Raw genomic sequence first — 18095 nt, forward strand, 5'->3', positions numbered from 1 at the left:
ATATTAACAAATGCCGTATAAAAGCGACACGACTCGAACAGGCTGCCGGCCGATGACGTCGGCAAGTTTCCCCTGCCATCACCTGATGCTCATCCCTGCCAGCGGCTGACGCCGGGATAGCCTCCTTCCAGCAGCTCTTTGACGAAGGGAGAAGGTATTTGCCGGTCGGCCAGCAGAAAAACCTGATCCCGGGCCCGGGTCAGGCCCACATAAAACAACCGGCGCTCTTCGGCGTGGGGATAGTCTTCCTCGACGGGCAGCAGCGCGTCGAGCAGCGAGGCCTGCTTTTTTTCCGGCGGAAAACCATAACGGCCCCGGGCCAGGCCCAGCAGGATCACACAGTCGCTTTCCTTGCCCTTGGCGCCGTGCAGGGTCTGAGCGTCAATGTGCAGGCCGGCAAAGCGTTTGCGCCAGCCCGCCAACAGGGCTTCGTCGGGCAGGCTGAAACGAAAGCGGGACAACAGATAAACGGAGGCATTGGGCCGCTGGGCGGCGATCTGCCCCAGCAGCCGGGCCACCACGTCCATACGCTCGTCATCGGCCACCGGCAGCACATGCACGCAGGGGCCGTCGCTGCGCTCCAGGGTGCTCAGGTTTTTTGGCAACTGATGGGGATTGCGGGTGACAAAGCGACTGGCCACTCGCTCAATCACGTTGTTGAAGCGAAAGGTGGTATCGAGGGCGGTAACGGCGGTGGCGCCAAAAAAGCCGGCAAAATCGGTGGTGAGCGATACATCGGCACCGCTGAAACGATAAATGGCCTGCCAGTCGTCACCCACGCAAAACAGTGACAACTCCGAAGCCGCATCACGCAACGCCAGCAACAGCTCGGCCCTATCCCGCGAGATATCCTGAAACTCGTCCACCAGCACATGGCGCCAGGGCACCGCAAAGCGGCCGGCTCTCACCAGGGCGGTGGCCTGCTCTATCATGTCGTCAAAGTCAATTTCACCGGTCTCGGCCAGGCGTTGCTGGTAGCGCTGCAGCAGGGGCCGCACCAGCGCCAGCTGCTCGGCCTGCTCCGGAGTGGGGGCCTCGGGCTCGCCGTACTGCTTGAGTGCCGCCACCAGCGGCGCCCATTCCCTCGCCAGACGGGCAAAGTCGGGAGTGGGCACGGTCTGAAAGCGGTGCATGCGCAACCAGGCCAGCAGGCGCATGCCATAGTGCTCGTCCTCGGCCAGTTGCTCCAGCCAGCGAGAAAAGGCACGCTGCCTGACCGCCTCGCTTTGTGCCAATTCACTCAGCGCCGGCGCACACCCGGTGGCCCGAGTGATAATGTTCAACCCGAGGGCGTGAAAGGTGCTGACCTGCACCCCGGCGTTTTCCGGGCGTCGGGCCAGGCGCTCGCGCATTTCCGCCGCCGCCTCATTGCCAAAAGCCAGCAACAGCAGATCATAGGGTTCGGCCTGGCCGGATGCCAGCAGAAAGGCGGTGCGCGCCGCCATCACGCTGGTCTTGCCGCAACCGGCACCGGCCAGCACCAGGTTGTGATCCTCATCGGTCACACAGGCCAGCCGCTGGGCCGGGGTAAGCGGATGGGCTTCCAGGGTATCGAACAGCGCCTGGTGTTCCTGCAGCACCTGCTCGCAATGCTCCCGCTGGCATTGCTCGCGCCAGTGATCATCGGCCTGTTGCAGGGTGGCCACCAGCTCAAAGGCGGCCCGGGCGCGGTCATCCAGAGAGGGCGGCAGGGTCAGGTCACACCAGCGCAGCGGCTCTTCGGCCAGCCAGTGCTGCAGTTGCTGCCAGCGGGACTGGCGCAGGTAGCCGGATTCCAGCAACGCCAGGCAACGCTCGGCCAGGGGGACCACGCGCGCGGCATGATGCGCGAACCAGCCCAGCTCCAGTTGCCGCTGCAGTGCCTCGGCACGGGCTTTAGGCAACCAGGCACACACCAGCTGTCCTTGCCGGCAGTTAAGCACCAGCTGCCGGAACAGCCGGCCGGGCGCCAGCACCGGCGGCGCCAGCAGTTCCTGCCAGGGCACCGGGTGACGTTCCCGCCGCAGGTGCAGCACCGGCCCGTGGTCGGTGGGCTCCACTCCCGAAAAGGGATGACTGAACAGCTGGCCCAGCCAGTGGGCCTTGCAGATGGACATGATGACGCCTCAGGACAGGGTGTTAATGAGCTCGCCCAGAATCATGTGGGTGCGCACCGTCTTGATATGGGGAGTGTGCTCAATAATGTGACGAATGGCGTCAAGCCGCTCCATCGACTCGGCCTCCACATACACCAGCATGTCGGTTTCGCCGCTGATGGTATAGCACAGTTTGATTTCAGGCACGGCACGCAGGGCCTCGGCATACTGCTCGCACTGGCGTACGTGGTAACAAAGGGCGAAATAGGCGCGTACCACCCCCTGAGGCCGTCCCAGGCGCGCATGATAACCGCGAATAATGCCGCGCTCTTCCAGGCCCTTGATGCGCTCGGACACCGCCGAACGGGACAGGCTCACCTCACGGGCGATGCTGGCTACCGCCATGCGGGCGTTTTCCGTTAACAAAGACAGAATTTTCTGGTCGAACTTGTCCACTGCTACCTCTTGTTCACGCTGCCGAACGAAACGTCGGGCAAAAGCGACGTTTCGCCGACGGAAAGCGTCATAGTGCCGAGTCTGATTATTATTGTGTGGCGGTAATATATCAGAATTCCTGAATATGGATTTGAAACTCGATGGGACGTTTGCATAAAGAACTGGGACTGGGCTATGGCACCGGCATGATGGCTACTTCGCTGCTGGGCAGCGGCATTTTCGTGGTGCCGGCGGTGGCCGCCGGCCTGGCCGGGGCAGACTCGCTGTGGGCCTGGCTGTTGCTGATGGTATTGGTGTTACCGGTGGCCTTTACCTTTGCCCGCCTGGGCCGGGCCTTTCCCCATGCCGGTGGCGCACCCCACCTGATTGGCCGGGCCCTGGGCCTGCCCATGGAAAAACTGGCCGCCTTTTTGTTTCTGGCGGTGCTGCCGGTGGGCCTGCCCGCCATGCTGACCCTGACCACCGGTTTCTGGCATGCGCTGTTTCCACTCAATGACGCCGGCGATCTGTTGATCCAGCTCGGCAGCCTGGGGCTGGTGCTGCTGCTGGGCAGCCGCCCCGGCGGCGCCTCGGGGCTGGTGCAGCTGATGATTGCGATCACCATCGTCGGGCTGCTGGTGGCGGTGTGGCTGGCGGGCGGCCTGGCCGCCAGTGCCGCCGCCACCCTGCCGGCGCCCTCCACCGTTAGCTGGGGCACGCTGCCGGCAGTGCTGGCGGTGATGTTCTGGTGCTTTGTGGGGCTCGAAGCCTTTACCCACATGGGCGAGGAGTTTCGTCGCCCGGAGCGGGACTTTCCCCTGGCGCTGTTGTTGGGGGTGCTGCTCGCGGGCCTGGTATATTTCGCCTATGCTATGGCGGTGGTGAAGTTCGGACTCTATGGTGACGAGCGCACCAACACCACCTCCTTCCCGGTGCTGCTGGCCATGCTGTTTGGCGAGCCCGGCCGCTGGGTTGCCGCCCTGGTCGGCTACGCGGCCTGCTTTGCCGGCCTCAATCTCTATGTGCAGGGCTTTGGCCGGCTGCTATGGAGCCTGGCCGACGAAGGCAAGCTGCCGGCATCTCTGGGTCGACTCAACCGCCACGGCGCTCCTTTTCGCGCCCTGTGCTGGGTGGTGGCGGCCTGCACCCTGTGCGTGCTTGCCGCCTGGCTGTTTCGACTGCCGCTGGAAACCCTGATGCGCTACGCCAACGGCAACTTTGTGCTGGTCTACCTGCTGGCAATGATCGCCGGGGTCAGGCTGCTTACCGGCTTCTGGCGTGCCCTAGCCCTGGTGGCCACCCTGCTGTGCGCCGGCGTCTTTGTGTCGCTGGGGCTGGAGGCGGGATACGCCCTGGTGCTGGGCGCCGGCTTTATCGGCGCAAGGGCGATCGGCGCGCGACGGGCCCGTCCGCAACTGGCCGCAAAGCGCCAGCGCCTTTAAACGCCGTTGGCGACTCAGTCCAGCCGCTTGTGAAAGCGGCGGGCAGCCACCACCAGGCCGAGCAGGGTAAAACCGGCCAGCCAGAGGGTGTCAAAAGCCAGGGAGGCAAGGCTCGCATCACGCAGCAAAATGCCCCGGGCCAGTCGCATGTAATGAGTGGCGGGCAGGCCTTCGGCCAGCCACTGGGCCGCTACCGGCATGCCCTCGTAGGGAAACATGAAGCCCGACAGCAGAATGGACGGCATCAGCACAAACACCGTCATCTGCATGGCCTGCAGCTGGTTGCGGGCCAGGGTGGAGATCACCAGCCCCAGCACCAGACTGGCGGCAATAAACAACAGGGTGGCCAGCAGTAGCTGCAGCGGGCTGCCGTTGATGGGCACATCAAACAGCGCCACCCCCAGCGCCAGAATGAGCACCAGCTGCACCAGACCGGCAAAAATATAGGGCACGATCTTGCCGATCATCAGCTCCATGGGACTCACCGGGGTAGTGATCAACCACTCCAGGTTACCCCGCTCCCGCTCCCGCACCACCGCCAGGGCGGTAAACAGCACCATGGTCATGGTCAGGATCACCCCGATAAGCCCAGGAATAATGTTTACCGCCGCCCGCTGCTCCGGGTTGAACAGCAGGGTCACCGCAAAGGGCGCATTCCGCCCCGGCGCTTGCGATATTTCCGGCAGGGCCGCCTGGCGCAACAGGGCATTGGCCAGCAAGGGATCCGTCCCATCCACCAGCCACTGTCCCAGCGGTCGCTCGTCCTGACGCCGGCGCGCCAGATCCACCGGCAGCACCAGCGCCGCCTTCACCCGTCCCGCGGTTATCGCCGCCTCGGCGTCGGCCGGCCGCACCAGCCGCTCCCTGAAGACAACCAGACCTCCGGCCTCCAGCCGCGCCGCCAGCGCCCGGCTGCCGGCGGTTTGCGCCTGATCCACCAGCGCCGCCGGAATATGCCGCACCTTGGTGTTGATGGCATAGCCAAACAGCAGCAACTGCAACAGCGGCACCATGATCACCATGGCAAAGGTGAGTCGGTCCCGGGACAACTGGCGGAACTCCTTGACGGTAATGGCCTGAATACGACGCAGACGTATGAGCAGGTTCATGGGGAAGCCCCGGTGCGGCTCACAAACACGTCTTCCAGGCTGGGGCGTACCCGTGTCAGCTCGGCTCCGTTCAGGCGTTCGGGTAGTTGCCGGCGCAGCCAGTGTTCCGGCTGCTCGATGCGGCCATCGACCAACACCCTCAGGCGCAGGCCCAACTGGGCGGCGGAATGCACCTCCCCAAGCGCCAACAGATCACGTTTCAGCTCGCGCAGCCCGGTAGTAAGCACTTCCACCACGGTGACCCCCAACCCATTCATCAGCTGCTCCGGCGAACCATCGGCCCGCTTGACCCCCTCATCCAGAATCGCCAGGCCATGGCAACGTTCGGCCTCGTCCATATAGTGAGTACTGACCACTATGCTGGTACCGGTGTCGCACAGATCGAACAGTGTTTCCCAGAAATCACGGCGGTTCTCCGGATCCACCGCCGAGGTAGGCTCGTCGAGAAAAAGCAGAGCCGGACGGTGCACTATGGCCGCCGCCAGTGCCAGCCGCTGGCGCTGACCGCCACTTAAAGAGCCCGCCAGCCGCTCCGACAGTGCCGCAAGCTCGTGGGTGGCCAGCAGCTCATGAATACGCTCCCTTGCCTGCCGGCCACTCAAGCCCTGCACCCGGGCCACAAAGGCCAGGTTTTCCTGTACCGACAGGTCCTCATAAAGGGAAAAGCGCTGGGTCATGTACCCCACTCGCCGGCGCAGGGCCTCGGCCTGCCGGGGAACCGGCAGCCCCAGCACGGTCACCTGACCATCACTGGGCAGCAGCAGGCCGGTAAGCATGCGCAAACAGGTCGACTTACCGCTGCCGTTTGGGCCGAGAAAGCCGTAGATGGTGCCGGCGGGAATGGCCAGATCGAGCCGGTTCACCGCCACCAGCTCACCAAATCGTCGAGTCAGGCCGTGCGCCTCTATGGCCAGTTCGCTCATGGTCCCTCCGGCACCACCCAGGCGGGCACGCCGGACGGCAGCTCCGCCGCCTCCGGCGGCAACTGCACTCGGGCCAGATACATCAGCCGGCTGCGCTCGCCCTCGCTCAGGGCATAGTAGGGACCAAACACCGGCTCTGTGGCCACCCAGCCGAGCCGACCGCCGAAGGGCTCGGTCAGGCCTTCCACCCACACCTGCATGGCATCCCCCAGGCGCAACCCGGTGCGCGCTGGCGCCGGCACATAGACCTCGGCATAAGGGGCGATGTCGGTTTCCAGTATTGCCACCACGGCACCCGCCGCCACCCTGTCCCCCACCCGGTAGGGAAGCTGCTCAACCACGCCGGCGCGACTGGCCTCGATGCTGAGTTCACTCAACCTGAACCTGGCCAGGGCCAGCTCGGCCCGGCTGGCATCCCGCGCCGCCTCGGCCGCGGTGATGTCTTGCGCCCGGCTGCCCGTTTCTGCCCGCGCCAGCCGCTGCCGAGCCGCCTCAACCTGGGCCTGCAGACGATCATGCTCTGCCTGCACCCGGTCCAGCTCCGCCCGGCTGGCCAGCCGACTTGAAGTGAGCACCCGCACTCGCTCCAGGTTGCGCCTCGCCTCAGGCAACAACGCCTCCAGCTGGGCCAGCTCGGCCCGGGCGGTTTTGATGTCTTCCACTCGGCTGCCCGCCTGCAACAGCGCCAGCCCCGCCTCGGCCTGGCGCAACCGGGCCCCTTGCCGCGCCACTTCCAGCCGCAGGCGCTCCGGGTTCAGCTGCATCAGCAGGGCGCCGGTCGATACCCGGTCACCCTCCGTCACCGGCTGCGCCAGCACCAGCTCGGACGCCGGGGCGAGCAGCTCAATGCGGTCCCGCTCCAGGGTACCCAGCCAGGGAACCGGCCCAGCGGGGTTGCAACCAGCCAGCAACAGGCCAAAGGCACAAAACAACAGGCGGCATAAAGCGGACATAAGGGATTCCATTGGAATTGATGGTTTCAGCTTAGCCGAGTGCGGGCCGTTGAGGTTTGCGCTACATCAGCCCGGCATGCAGTTCACCGACAATCCGAGTAACATAGCGCCCCATACATTGTCCCGACGTCAAGGAAAGGAACCACCCATGCCCATCACTCAGGAACTGCTTAACCAGACCGATGCCCTCGCCCGCCAGGCCGGTGACGCCATTATGGAAATTTACGGCCGGGACTTTGCCGTCGAACACAAGGAAGACAACTCTCCGCTCACCGAGGCCGATGCCGCCGCCCATCAGATCATCGTCAACGGGCTGAAGACATTACCGCTCACCGCCCCCATTCTGTCGGAGGAAGACACCGCAGGTTTTGCCGGGGCCGATGACCAGGGCCGCTACTGGCTGGTAGACCCTCTGGACGGCACCAAGGAATTCATCAAGCGTAATGGCGAGTTCACCGTCAACATTGCCCTGATCGAACAGGGCGAGCCGGTACTGGGTGTGGTTTATGCCCCGGCACTGGGCCTGGGCTATATGGCCGCCAAAGGGTTGGGAGCCTTTAAAACGGAGGGAAATGGGGAGCCTGAAGCCATTCGCGTGGTGGAGCATAAAGAGGGCCAGCCCTGGCGGGTGGTGGGCAGCCGCTCCCATGCCGGCGGCGAATTGCCGGCCTTGCTGGCAAAACTGGGTGAGCACGAGCTGGTGGCCATGGGCAGCTCGCTGAAACTCTGCCTGGTGGCGGAGGGCAAGGCCGATGTGTATCCGCGACTGGGCCCTACTTCGCTGTGGGACACGGGTGCCGCCCAGTGTGTGGTGGAACAGGCCGGCGGCCGAGTGCTGCAGCTGAACGGTGAACCACTGGGCTACGCCAATACTCGGGAAGTGCTTAATCCGTACTTTCTGGCACTGGGCGAAAATGGAGTGGACTGGCCGGCGCTGTTTGGCTGACACGGACGGCCATCACCGAATCGAAAAGGGCGGCGCTAAGCCGCCCTTGGTTTATTCAGTAAAGGCCTGGGCTGTGCTTATGCGCCCAAATGGCGGGCGTGAAACCGCAGATGTTCTGCAATAAAGCTGGCGATGAAGTAGTAGCTGTGATCGTAGCCGGGCTGCAGGCGCAGCTCGAGATCGGCACCGCTTTCTTCGGCGGCGGCTTTAAGCGCCTGGGGCTTGAGCTGTTCGGCCAGGAAGTTGTCGGCTTCGCCCTGGTCCACCAGCACCGGCAGGGAACAACCCTTTGCTTTCAGCAGCAGGCTGGCGTCGTAGTCGGCCCAGGCCGCCTTGTCTTCACCCAGATAGGCGCCCAGGGCCTTGTGGCCCCAGGGGCAGTCGGTGGGGTTGGAGATGGGTGCAAAGGCCGATACCGACACAAACCGCTCCGGGTTGCGCAGCGCCAGCACCAGGGCGCCGTGGCCGCCCATGGAGTGACCGCTGATGGCCCGTTTGCCGTTGAGCGGCAGTTCGCTTTCCACCAGTGCCGGCAGCTCGCTCAGCACATAGTCATACATGTGATAATGGCGGTTCCAGGGCGCTTGCGTGGCATTCACATAAAAACCCGCCCCCAGGCCCAGATCGTAGGCACCGTCGACGTCGTCGGCCACGCCCTCGCCCCGAGGGCTGGTGTCGGGAATGATCAGCGCCAGGCCAAGCTCGGCGGCCGCCCGCTGGGCGCCGGCCTTGGCAGAAAAGTTCTCGTCGGTACAGGTCAGTCCCGACAGCCAGTAAACCGCCGGTACCGCACCCTGCTCGGCCTGAGGCGGCAGAAACACGGAAAACTGCATGCTGCAGTTGAGGGTGTTGGAGTCGTGCTGATAGCGGATTTGGCGACCACCAAAGCACTTTTGCTCTTGTACCAGTTGCATGTGGGATCCTTTGAAAATCGGCTGAAAAGAAGGCCTGCTGCGCAGGCCCTTTTGGTAGGCCCGGTTTTAACCGGGCAGCTTGTACAACATGTATCGCCTCGCCCCCAATAAATTGAGGCCTGCCGATATTACTTGTTGTACAGGATCACGGAGCGAATGGACTTGCCTTCGTGCATCAGGTCAAAGGCATGGTTGATCTCGTCCAGGCCCATGGTGTGAGTGATGAAGGTGTCCAGCTCGAATTCGCCGTTCATGTACTGCTCCACAATGCCGGGCAGCTGAGAGCGACCTTTTACACCGCCAAAGGCGGAGCCTTTCCAGACCCGGCCGGTCACCAGCTGGAACGGACGGGTGGAGATCTCGGCACCGGCCGGGGCCACACCGATAATCACGGACTCACCCCAGCCCTTGTGACAGGCTTCCAGGGCGGAACGCATCACCTTGACGTTACCGATGCATTCAAAGGAGAAGTCCACGCCGCCGTCGGTCATTTCCACGATCACGTCCTGAATCGGCCGATCGAACTTGCTCGGGTTAACGCAATCGGTGGCGCCCAGCTTTTTGGCGATCTCGAACTTGTCTTCGTTGATGTCGACGGCGATGATGCGACCGGCCTTGGCCTGTACCGCACCGATGATCACCGCCAGGCCAATGCCGCCCAGGCCAAACACCGCCACGGTGTCGCCTTCCTGCACGTTGGCGGTGTTCTTGACCGCCCCCATACCGGTGGTTACGCCGCAACCCAGCAGGCACACCTTCTCCAGCGGCGCATCCTGGTTGATTTTGGCCAGGGAAATTTCCGGCACCACGGTGTGCTCGGCAAAGGTGGAGCACCCCATGTAATGGAAAATCGGCTTGCCGTCCTTGAAGAAACGGGTGGTGCCGTCGGGCATCAGGCCCTTGCCCTGAGTAGCGCGCACCGCCTGACACAGGTTGGTTTTGCCGGACTTGCAGAATTTGCACACGCCGCACTCGGCGGTGTACAGCGGAATGACGTGATCGCCGACCTCAAGGCTGGTCACGCCCTCGCCCACGGCTTCCACAATGCCGGCGCCTTCGTGGCCCAGGATGGACGGGAATACGCCTTCGGCGTCGTCACCGGACAGGGTGTAGGCGTCGGTATGACAAACCCCGGTGGCCACAATGCGAACCAGCACTTCACCCTTTTGGGGCGGCATCAGATCCACTTCTTCAATGCTGAGCGGCTTGCCCGGTTCCCAAGCGACGGCGGCGCGGGTTTTCATCATTTCCATGGTTTGCTCCTATTTGCTTTTTAAAGCGATAAATTGCAGTAACGTCAGCGTCTGTAACATTTCGCCCCGTTAAAACGGGGCCTACCAAGGGCGCAACATGTAAAAATATTGCACTTGTAGGCCCGAGTTTATTCGGGCAAATCGTACAGCGCTCCCCGAAGGGGATGCCGGCTATTGTAATACGGCCGTTTCCAATGATAATGCTCAGCAAGGCAAATGATTTTTACCCGTGAGTAACAATGACCCACTGGGAAGGCATTAACGAGTTCATCAGTGTAGTAGAAACGGAAAGCTTCACCGCCGCCGCCCGCCGGCTGAACGTGTCGGTGGCACACGTAAGCCGGCGCATCAACCAGCTGGAAAAACGACTGGGAGCCAAACTACTCTATCGCACCACCCGCAAGCTGCACCTGACCGAGACCGGACGCATCTATTACCGTCAGGTACGCCGGGTGCAGGACGAACTGCAGGCCGCCGAGCAGCAGGTGATGGCGATGGAAGGCAACCCGGCGGGCAAGCTGCGCATTACCGCCCCCGTCTATTACGGCGAGCAGTTCCTGGCGCCGCTGGTGAACGACTTTCTGCTCCGTTACCCGGAGCTCAAGCTCGACATGGTGCTCACCAACCAGACGGTGGATTTGGTGCAGGAAGGCTTTGACCTGGCCATTCGCCTAGGCACCCTGGACTCTTCAAGCCTGATGTGCCGCAAACTGGCCCGACGCACCCAGTATTTGTGCGCCGCCCCCGACTACCTGAGCCGCTACGGCACCCCGGGGCAGATCGGCGATCTGGGCCGGCACCGCTGTCTGGCCGGCACCGTGGATCACTGGCGCTTTCTGGAGCAGGGCAGGCCCCGCGCCTTTCGGCTGCCATCGGGCTGGCACTGTAATTCCGGGTTGGCCCTGAAGGACGCGGCCATCAAGGGGCTGGGCATAGTGCAGCTGCCCGACTATTACGTCACCGAAGAGCTGGAAAAGGGATTGCTGGTCAGCCTGCTGGATGAATTCCGCTTGCCGGACGACGGGGTCTGGGTGGTGTACCCCAATAACCGGCACCTGTCGCCCCGTGTGCGACTGCTGGTGGACTACCTGGTGGAACAACTGGGCTAGAAAGCAAACAAGGTTCTGAATGGTGCCCAGCTGACTTTATCCCGGCAGCGAGTATACAATTGGCAACATTTCATACAGCCCGCCCCGCCGCAAGGAAGCCGACATGTCCTCGTTCAAGCCCTGTGAAATTCTGACGCTTCCTGCCGAAATGACCACCCATCAGCATCACTACAACCAGATGGTCATCGGCCTTAACGGACAAACCGAATTCGATATTGGCGGCAGTGGCTGCCTGCTCGGCCCCGGTCAGGGCTGCCTGGTGGCCTCCGAGCAGGATCATGCCTTTGGTGGACTGGGTCGCAACAGCATACTGGTGGTCAATTTGCCCCCGCTGGTCACCTCATGGCTGCCCGACGGCGACGAGCGGCTGTCAGGCCTGTTTGACCAGCCTCGTTATTTTCAGCTGCCGCCACAGGCCCGGCAGCTGGTTTCGGCGCTCAGTCAGGAAATCAGCAGCCAGCCGGAAGACGAGCTGCTCGGCCAGGCCTGCGCCCATACCCTGATGTGTGCACTGCAGCGGCACATGGCCTTTGCCCAGGCCCGCCCCCGGCGCCCCCAACTGAACATGGATCTGATCGATGATTACATTCGGCTGCACCTGCACCGCAAGATCACCGTGACCCAGCTGGCCGGCTGCGTGTTCCTGGGGGAGAGCCAGTTTCACCAGCTGTTCAAGGAGCAGACCGGGCTATCGCCCTATCAGTACGTGTTGAAACAAAGGCTGGCCGAGGCCTGTCGGTTGCTGGTCTTCAGCCAGCACAGCCTGGCGGACATAGCCCAGCGCTGCGGTTTTTCCAGCCAGAGCCTGTTCACTCAGGTGTTCAGCCGGCACCACAATGTGTCTCCGGCCCGTTACCGCAAACTGCACGCCTGATCACAACCACACCAAAACCGGAGCTTTACTAAAAAAAACCGGAGCATTCCAAAAGACTCATCATTGGCCAGGCCCTACTATCCTCGACTATAACAAAACCTTAACCAAGGACCACGCGTCCTGCGTGTGCAAGTCAGGAATCCATCCTGGAGGAATAGGGAATGATTGAACCCAGCTTTGCCATTACCGGCACCTTTATCGTTTATCTTCTCGGCATGCTGGCGATTGGCTACTACGCCTATCGGCGTACTGCCAACTCGTCAGACTACTTTTTGGGCGGACGTTCGCTCGGCCCCTGGCCCGCGGCCATTTCCGCCGGCGCGTCCGACATGAGCGGCTGGCTGCTGCTCGGCCTGCCCGGCTACGCCTATGCCGCCGGCATGGAGTCGCTGTGGCTGGCCGGTGGCCTGCTGTTGGGCACCTGGGCCAACTGGCAGTTCTGTGCCAAGCGCCTGCGTACCTACACCATTATTACCGACAACGCCCTCACCATTCCCGAGTATCTGTCTCGCCGCTTTGAAGACGGCTCCAAACTGCTGCAGACCATAGCGGCGTTTTTCATTCTGCTGTTCTTCCTGTTTTACACCAGCTCCGGCCTGGTCGCGGGCGGCAAGCTGTTTGAAACCGTGTTCGGACTGGACTATCAGGTGGCCGTGGTCATCGGCACCGTCTGCATCGTGTCCTACACCCTGTTCGGCGGCTTTCTGGCGGTGTCCTGGACCGACCTGGTGCAGGGCCTGCTGATGGCGGCGGCGCTGCTGTTCGTGCCCATCGCCGCCATGGAAGGAGGCTTTGGCCAGCTCGGTCAGGATCTGTCCGCCATCAACCCCGAGTTACTGACCCTATGGAACGACATGCAGGGTGAGCCGCTGTCGCTGATCGCCATCCTGTCACTGGCCGCCTGGGGCCTGGGCTATTTTGGCCAGCCCCATATTCTGGCGCGCTTCAAGGCCACCCGCAGCAACAAGGACATCGGCACCGCCCGCCGTATTGCGGTCAGCTGGAGCCTGCTGTCCATGGCTGGCGCCGTCATGGTGGGCATGGTGGGCCTGCTCTACGTGAACAAGCAACTCGGTGGCGAGCTGGCCGACAGCGAAACCATCTTTATGGTGCTGGTGAACGCCATGTTCCACCCGGTCATCGCCGGCATTCTGCTGGCCGCCATTCTGGCCGCTATCATGAGTACCGCCGACTCCCAGCTGCTGGTGTCGTCCTCGGCGCTGGCCGAAGACTTCTACAAGCGGGTATTCAAGCCCGACGCCAGCTCGGAAAGCATCGTCAACGTGGGCCGCTTTGCGGTAATTGCCCTGTCGGTGATTGCCCTGGCGCTGGCCTTCAACCCCGACAGCACCGTGCTGGGGCTGGTGTCCTATGCCTGGGCCGGCTTTGGTGCCGCCTTTGGCCCGGCCCTGCTGTTCAGCCTGTACTGGCGTAACATGAACCGCAACGGCGCCCTGGCCGGCGTGCTGGTGGGCGGCGTGACCGTGGTGGTGTGGAAGCAGCTGTCCGGCGGCCTGTTCGATCTCTACGAAATCGTGCCCGGCTTTGTGTTTGCCTCTGTGGCCATCGTCCTGGTCAGCATCCTGACCGGCGGCGCCAGCCGCTCGGTAACGGCGACCTTCGACGATTACCAGAAGGGTCTGGATACCCTGGACTGATTGAGCGTAACAGCACCAAAACAAAAGGCCGGCAAATGCCGGCCTTTTTCATACGAGGTGAATACGGTTGTCAGCCCATCTGGGACTGCAGGTAGTTGGGCAGGCCGATGCGCTGAATGAGGCCCAGCTGCTGCTCCAGCCAGTGAGTGTGATCGTTCTCGGTGTCTTCCAGCAGCACCTGCAGCATGTCACGGGTCTGATAGTCCTGTTCCTGTTCGCACAGGGCCATGACCTTGCGCAGATCCTTGATCACCTTGTATTCCAGATCCAGGTCGCTCTGCAGCATGGAAGGCACATCCTTGCCGATATTGAGCGGTACTCGCGTCACCATGTCGGGGGTGCCTTCGAGAAACAGAATACGCTCAATCAGCTTTGAAGCGTGGCCCTTTTCATCCTCAAATTCGTGGTCGATGCGGGCAAACAGCTTGCTCAGACCCCAGTCGTCATACATGCGGGAGTGGATAAAATACTGATCCATCGCGCTCAGTTCACCGGCCAACAGCTCGTTCAGCGCGCCAATGATTTTTTGATTACCTTTCATGTTCTGCTCCGTTACAGTTGCGACTGCTGGTAATTCTCAAGACCAATCTTGCCGATAAGGTCGAGCTGGGTATCGATCCAGTCGAGGTGACCTTCTTCATATTCTTCCAGCTCGCACAACAGCTCCCGGGACACGAAATCGTGCACCGACTCACAGTAGGCAATGGCCTCTTTCAGCACCTGCAGCTGTTCTTCCACCTGCTGGCGATCACAGCCGAGCATTTCTTCGGTGTTTTCACCGATGCGCAACCGGTTGAGGTGCTGCAGATTGGGCAGGCCTTCAAGAAACAGGATGCGCTCGATCAGATCGTCCGCCTGTTTCATGTCCTTAATCGATTTTTTGTATTCGCGATCGTTCAGCTGCTGCAGGCCCCAGTTCTTGAACATGCGGGCATGCAGGAAATACTGGTTGATGGAGGTCAGCTCGATGCTGAGCACCTGGTTCAGGTACTCGATGACTTTGGTGTCGCCTTTCATAACCACTCTCCCTTTGAATGATGGCCATAAGGATAGACGCCAAGGGCCGTTTTTTCAAATTTAAACGCAATATAAGTTGTTGATTTAATTAACTTTAACTGTTAACGAGAACGAGTGGCATTCGCCCTCTTTATTGAGCCGGAACGCCGTCCCAACCGTTCATGGCAAAGCGGCGCTTTCCACCGTGCCGGCTCCTTCATTTTCCCCTGCCGTTCCTAGAAAAAATGAAAATATGGCTTGCCTTGATACACAAATGCAAATAAAAACAATTAACACTCACAATAAGGAGACTCGTAATGGCCTTCACCCTTCCCGCCCTGCCCTACGCTTACAATGCGCTTGAGCCGCATCTGGATGCCATGACCATGGAGATCCATCACGGCCGTCACCATCAGACCTATGTGAACGGCCTGAACGCCGCGGTGCGGGATACTCCCTACGCCGATTGGCCGCTGGAGCGACTGCTGCGTGAAATAAACAGCCTGCCCGCGGCGCTGCAAACCGCGGTGCGCAACCACGGTGGCGGCCATGCCAACCACTCGCTGTTCTGGACGGTGATGTCTCCACATGGCGGCGGCGAACCCGAGGGGCGACTGGCCGATGCCATGGGCAATGCCTTTGGCAGCCTTGAGGCGTTTCGCGAGCAGTTTGTGCAGGCCGCCGTCAGCCGCTTCGGCAGTGGCTGGGCCTGGTTGTGCGTGGATGCTGACAAGCGCCTGCTGGTGACCAGCAGCGCCAACCAGGACAGCCCGCTGATGGAAGGCCTGACCCCGATCCTGGGGCTGGATGTCTGGGAGCACGCCTATTACCTGAAATACCAGAACAAGCGCCCCGACTACATCGCCGCCTTCTTCCAGGTGGTGAACTGGAATGAGGTGGCATCACGTTACGAGGCGCTGTGCTGAGGAAGCCGCTGCCGCGCCACAGGCGCGACTACCGTCGGCCCCGCACCCTGGTGGGGCTGGCCATACTGGTGACCGGCGCCTGGCTGGTGCTCGGTCAAGGGGCTGAGGCATTGCTCGGGACCGATTCGGCTTTTTGGGCAGGCCTGCTCGGCGCCCTGCCGGGCTGAACAGGCAACTCTTAACAAAAAAGCCAGGGCCACTCTGTGACCCTGGCTTGTGTCTCGGAGCCGCGGTTATTTAATCCAGATGGGGTTGGAGTAGGCGCGCTTGCCGTTGCGGTCTTCCACCACCCACTGCATCCAGGTGTGGTTGGGCGGCACCGGCACGCCGGTCCTGAACCACTTGGCGCCGTTAATCTTCCAGCCGGCCACCTGCTTGCCATCCAGCCAGACCTCGGCCCGGGCCAGGCCCACCTCGGAGCGAAACTCCACCTGGCTTTCAGTGAAAGGCTGGGCGGTGCCGCCGAAGTTGGTGGTGATGGGATAGACCTGAGGCCCAAAGCTCAGAAAGCTGTGCCCCTTGCCGGCGGCGCTGGCATAGTCCGCGGTCAGCCGGCCATTGGGGGTGTAAGCATACAGCTTGCCGCTGTCTCCCCCCAGATACACCTTTTCACCCCGGCTCCAGCGCCGGCGCAGATCCTGCAGCCGAGCCTCAAAACCGGATGACGCCGGCGCCAGCTCCAGCAGCGCCAGCTCGGCACGGCCCAGGCCGGCATAAAGCTGCTTGTCGGCACTGAGGGCCCCCAGCGAGCCGGCGCTGAGCCAGGCGCTGACCTTACTGCCCTTGCGGTTTTTACGCAGATCGTCGCTCTCGTAGAGAATGCCCAGCTCGTTCTGCAGGCTAGCGGCGGTCCAGTGGGCCTGCACCATGTTGGGCATGTCATTGTAGTCGGGGCGGGCGGCGACGCCCTCATTGCGCTCCAGCCGGTAGCCGGCGAACACTGACTCGGCGGACGGCAGCGTGGTGGACAGACGAATGCCGGCGGTGTCCCGGTTGACCTCGTAGCGGCTGGTCAGGGGGCGGCCCTGCCATTCCCGCCGCAGCTCAATCACCACCCGCTGGTCGCTTTGCTCCACCACCTGGAGCTCGCTCAGGCGTAGAGCCTGCTCACCCGGCACAAAGTCGAGGGAGCGCACCAGATCGGCGCCGTACCGGCCGTCACCGGCCAGCGCCAGATCCACCAAGGCGCCATTGTCGGCACTGATGGCAAAGGCGAAATACGGCGTACGCACCGTGATGTCCTGTTCGCCGGTGGCATTGCCGCCCTCGATAAAGGTAGGCCCGTGCAACACCTCAAGGTTGACGGAAGCCGTGTTGGAATCACCGCCCTTGGAGGCGCAGGCGGAAAGCACCAGGGCCGCCAGCAGGGGCAGCCCGGTTTGAGAAAAGCGCATGAATAACACCCCGAAACAATGAAAAATTCGCCATGGATTCTGACACTTTGGCGCCGAATCTCAATAGCCTGAATGCAGCGGCAGCGGCCAGCCCTTGCCTGGGCCCCCTGGACCACTCGGGCTTGCGCGTGGGCGCGACCAAAGCGGTCGTTCAGCCGGCCTTGTCGTCGAGCCAGGCCTCGGCTTCGCTCAGGCTTTCAAAGTATTGCACCTCGCTGCCCAGCATAAACCAGTCCATCAGGGTGGCCATCAGCTTTTCCTTGAAGTTACAGCCCACCACCGCCAGCTTGCTGAATTCGTCACCGTGCTTGCGGGTGAAACGAATGTCTTCCCAGAAGGCCCGAGCTTCCCAGCCATTAAAGCCGGTCAGATCCACCAGGGCGAGAATGCGCGGCCCCTTCATCGCGGCCAGCTCCTGCTCCAGGCGCTGCTCCATCTCCCTGAAGTCGTCATAGGCGATGTCGCCGAAAATGCGCAGATTCAGGCGCAGGGTATGGTTGTCCTGGCGCGCCATCTCCACTTCCATGCCGTGTGCTTCAAGCATGTGTCCTCCCGTCGAGCTGTGACTGTGGGAGTAAGTATAGAGCCGCTCAGCGGCGGGAGTCGCCCATGCGCTCCAACTGCGTCAGCAGCCGGTTCAGGGTGTCTACCAAAGGGCGGGTTTCGCCTTCTGCCAGACCCTGCGCCAGCCGGTGCTCCCACTCCAGCACACGGGGCACCATGCGCCGGTACAGGGCCCTGCCCGCAGGGGTAAGGGCAATGCGTGCCGCCCGCTGATCCCGCGGGCTGGGGCTGCGCCGAATCAGCCCTTTTACTTCCAGCCCCTGCAGTGCCCGCGACACCTTGACCTTGTCCATGCAGGTGAGTTCGGCCAGCTCCCGGGCAATCAAGGCTCGGCCCTGACCAGTGACCGCCAGCAACCGCCATTCGGGCCGGGTAATGCCAAACTCTTCACGGTAAAAGGCCGCCAGCTCGCTACTGACCCGTTCGGCCACCTGCATCAGCTTGTAGGGCAAAAAGCGTTCCAGCTCAAAATCACTGTGATCATCCATGTAGGTCTTCCTGTCGGTCCGTTGAGGGGGCGCAGT

The 18095-nt window shown here is 62.2% G+C and carries 19 protein-coding genes; 7 read left to right on the plus strand and 12 right to left on the minus strand.

The window, feature by feature from the left end; all coding sequences use genetic code 11:
• Window positions 1-89 precede the first annotated feature (89 nt).
• Window positions 90-2096 (minus strand): UvrD-helicase domain-containing protein, encoded by a 2007-nt coding sequence (locus B6S08_RS08235; RefSeq protein ID WP_094200233.1) that lies wholly within the window; start codon window positions 2094-2096, stop codon window positions 90-92.
• Window positions 2097-2105: 9 nt separating this feature from the next.
• Window positions 2106-2531 (minus strand): Lrp/AsnC family transcriptional regulator, encoded by a 426-nt coding sequence (locus B6S08_RS08240; protein ID WP_094200234.1) that lies wholly within the window; start codon window positions 2529-2531, stop codon window positions 2106-2108.
• Between the two features lie 140 nt (window positions 2532-2671).
• Between B6S08_RS08240 and yjeH the strand changes: the two genes are divergently transcribed.
• Complete coding sequence (gene yjeH / locus B6S08_RS08245; protein ID WP_094200235.1) at window positions 2672-3952, plus strand: L-methionine/branched-chain amino acid transporter; 1281 nt, start codon at window positions 2672-2674, stop codon at window positions 3950-3952.
• A gap of 14 nt (window positions 3953-3966) precedes the next feature.
• On the opposite strand, the gene B6S08_RS08250 is transcribed toward yjeH, so the two are convergent.
• The 3 genes from B6S08_RS08250 to B6S08_RS08260 are packed head-to-tail and all read right to left on the minus strand — an operon-like array spanning window position 3967 to window position 6937.
• Window positions 3967-5061: an ABC transporter permease gene (locus B6S08_RS08250; protein WP_094200236.1), complete on the minus strand. Its 1095-nt coding sequence runs from the start codon at window positions 5059-5061 to the stop codon at window positions 3967-3969.
• Window positions 5058-5984, minus strand: a complete 927-nt coding sequence (locus B6S08_RS08255; protein ID WP_094200237.1) for an ABC transporter ATP-binding protein — start codon at window positions 5982-5984, stop codon at window positions 5058-5060. The genes B6S08_RS08250 and B6S08_RS08255 overlap by 4 nt, the downstream gene beginning before the upstream one ends.
• Window positions 5981-6937 (minus strand): HlyD family secretion protein, encoded by a 957-nt coding sequence (locus B6S08_RS08260; RefSeq protein ID WP_094200238.1) that lies wholly within the window; start codon window positions 6935-6937, stop codon window positions 5981-5983. The genes B6S08_RS08255 and B6S08_RS08260 overlap by 4 nt, the downstream gene beginning before the upstream one ends.
• Window positions 6938-7085: 148 nt before the next feature.
• Here B6S08_RS08260 and cysQ point away from each other — a divergent pair, with 148 nt between their 5' ends.
• Window positions 7086-7883, plus strand: coding sequence for a 3'(2'),5'-bisphosphate nucleotidase CysQ (gene cysQ / locus B6S08_RS08265; RefSeq protein WP_094200239.1), 798 nt, complete (start codon window positions 7086-7088; stop codon window positions 7881-7883).
• Between the two features lie 77 nt (window positions 7884-7960).
• Here the strand turns inward: cysQ and fghA are convergent, their stop codons facing one another.
• Together fghA and B6S08_RS08275 are read right to left on the minus strand one after the other, a co-directional pair.
• Window positions 7961-8797, minus strand: coding sequence for an S-formylglutathione hydrolase (gene fghA / locus B6S08_RS08270; RefSeq protein WP_094200240.1), 837 nt, complete (start codon window positions 8795-8797; stop codon window positions 7961-7963).
• 128 nt (window positions 8798-8925) lie between these two features.
• Complete coding sequence (locus B6S08_RS08275) at window positions 8926-10050, minus strand: S-(hydroxymethyl)glutathione dehydrogenase/class III alcohol dehydrogenase (protein WP_094200241.1); 1125 nt, start codon at window positions 10048-10050, stop codon at window positions 8926-8928.
• Window positions 10051-10289: 239 nt separating this feature from the next.
• Between B6S08_RS08275 and B6S08_RS08280 the strand changes: the two genes are divergently transcribed.
• The 3 genes from B6S08_RS08280 (at window position 10290) to putP (ending at window position 13691) form a co-directional block, all read left to right on the plus strand.
• Window positions 10290-11159: a LysR family transcriptional regulator gene (locus B6S08_RS08280; protein ID WP_094200242.1), complete on the plus strand. Its 870-nt coding sequence runs from the start codon at window positions 10290-10292 to the stop codon at window positions 11157-11159.
• Between the two features lie 103 nt (window positions 11160-11262).
• Window positions 11263-12033, plus strand: a complete 771-nt coding sequence (locus B6S08_RS08285; RefSeq protein ID WP_094200243.1) for a helix-turn-helix domain-containing protein — start codon at window positions 11263-11265, stop codon at window positions 12031-12033.
• Window positions 12034-12194: 161 nt separating this feature from the next.
• On the plus strand, window positions 12195-13691 hold the full coding sequence (gene putP / locus B6S08_RS08290) for a sodium/proline symporter PutP (protein WP_094200244.1): 1497 nt from the start codon (window positions 12195-12197) through the stop codon (window positions 13689-13691).
• Window positions 13692-13761: 70 nt separating this feature from the next.
• On the opposite strand, the gene bfr (B6S08_RS08295) is transcribed toward putP, so the two are convergent.
• Both bfr (B6S08_RS08295) and bfr (B6S08_RS08300) read right to left on the minus strand, forming a co-directional pair.
• Window positions 13762-14232 carry a bacterioferritin gene (bfr, locus tag B6S08_RS08295; RefSeq protein WP_094200245.1) on the minus strand — a complete coding sequence of 157 codons (471 nt, stop codon included), beginning with the start codon at window positions 14230-14232 and terminating at the stop codon, window positions 13762-13764.
• An 11-nt stretch (window positions 14233-14243) separates the two neighbouring features.
• Complete coding sequence (gene bfr, locus B6S08_RS08300; protein ID WP_094200246.1) at window positions 14244-14708, minus strand: bacterioferritin; 465 nt, start codon at window positions 14706-14708, stop codon at window positions 14244-14246.
• A gap of 296 nt (window positions 14709-15004) precedes the next feature.
• Between bfr (B6S08_RS08300) and B6S08_RS08305 the strand changes: the two genes are divergently transcribed.
• A complete protein-coding gene (locus tag B6S08_RS08305; RefSeq protein WP_094200247.1) occupies window positions 15005-15613 on the plus strand; it encodes a superoxide dismutase in 609 nt (202 codons plus the stop codon).
• Entirely contained in the window at window positions 15607-15780 is a 174-nt protein-coding gene (locus B6S08_RS18400; protein ID WP_165661305.1) for a hypothetical protein, read from the plus strand. The genes B6S08_RS08305 and B6S08_RS18400 overlap by 7 nt, the downstream gene beginning before the upstream one ends.
• A gap of 66 nt (window positions 15781-15846) precedes the next feature.
• Here the strand turns inward: B6S08_RS18400 and B6S08_RS08310 are convergent, their stop codons facing one another.
• From B6S08_RS08310 to B6S08_RS08320, 3 genes are all read right to left on the minus strand, one after another.
• On the minus strand, window positions 15847-17007 hold the full coding sequence (locus tag B6S08_RS08310) for a CehA/McbA family metallohydrolase domain-containing protein (protein ID WP_094200248.1): 1161 nt from the start codon (window positions 17005-17007) through the stop codon (window positions 15847-15849).
• Window positions 17008-17158: 151 nt separating this feature from the next.
• Window positions 17159-17551 carry a SpoIIAA family protein gene (locus B6S08_RS08315; protein WP_094200249.1) on the minus strand — a complete coding sequence of 131 codons (393 nt, stop codon included), beginning with the start codon at window positions 17549-17551 and terminating at the stop codon, window positions 17159-17161.
• A gap of 46 nt (window positions 17552-17597) precedes the next feature.
• Window positions 17598-18059: a MarR family winged helix-turn-helix transcriptional regulator gene (locus tag B6S08_RS08320; RefSeq protein WP_094200250.1), complete on the minus strand. Its 462-nt coding sequence runs from the start codon at window positions 18057-18059 to the stop codon at window positions 17598-17600.
• Window positions 18060-18095 lie beyond the last annotated feature (36 nt).

This window comes from Oceanimonas doudoroffii (assembly GCF_002242685.1).
Classification (GTDB): Bacteria; Pseudomonadota; Gammaproteobacteria; order Enterobacterales; family Aeromonadaceae; genus Oceanimonas; species Oceanimonas doudoroffii.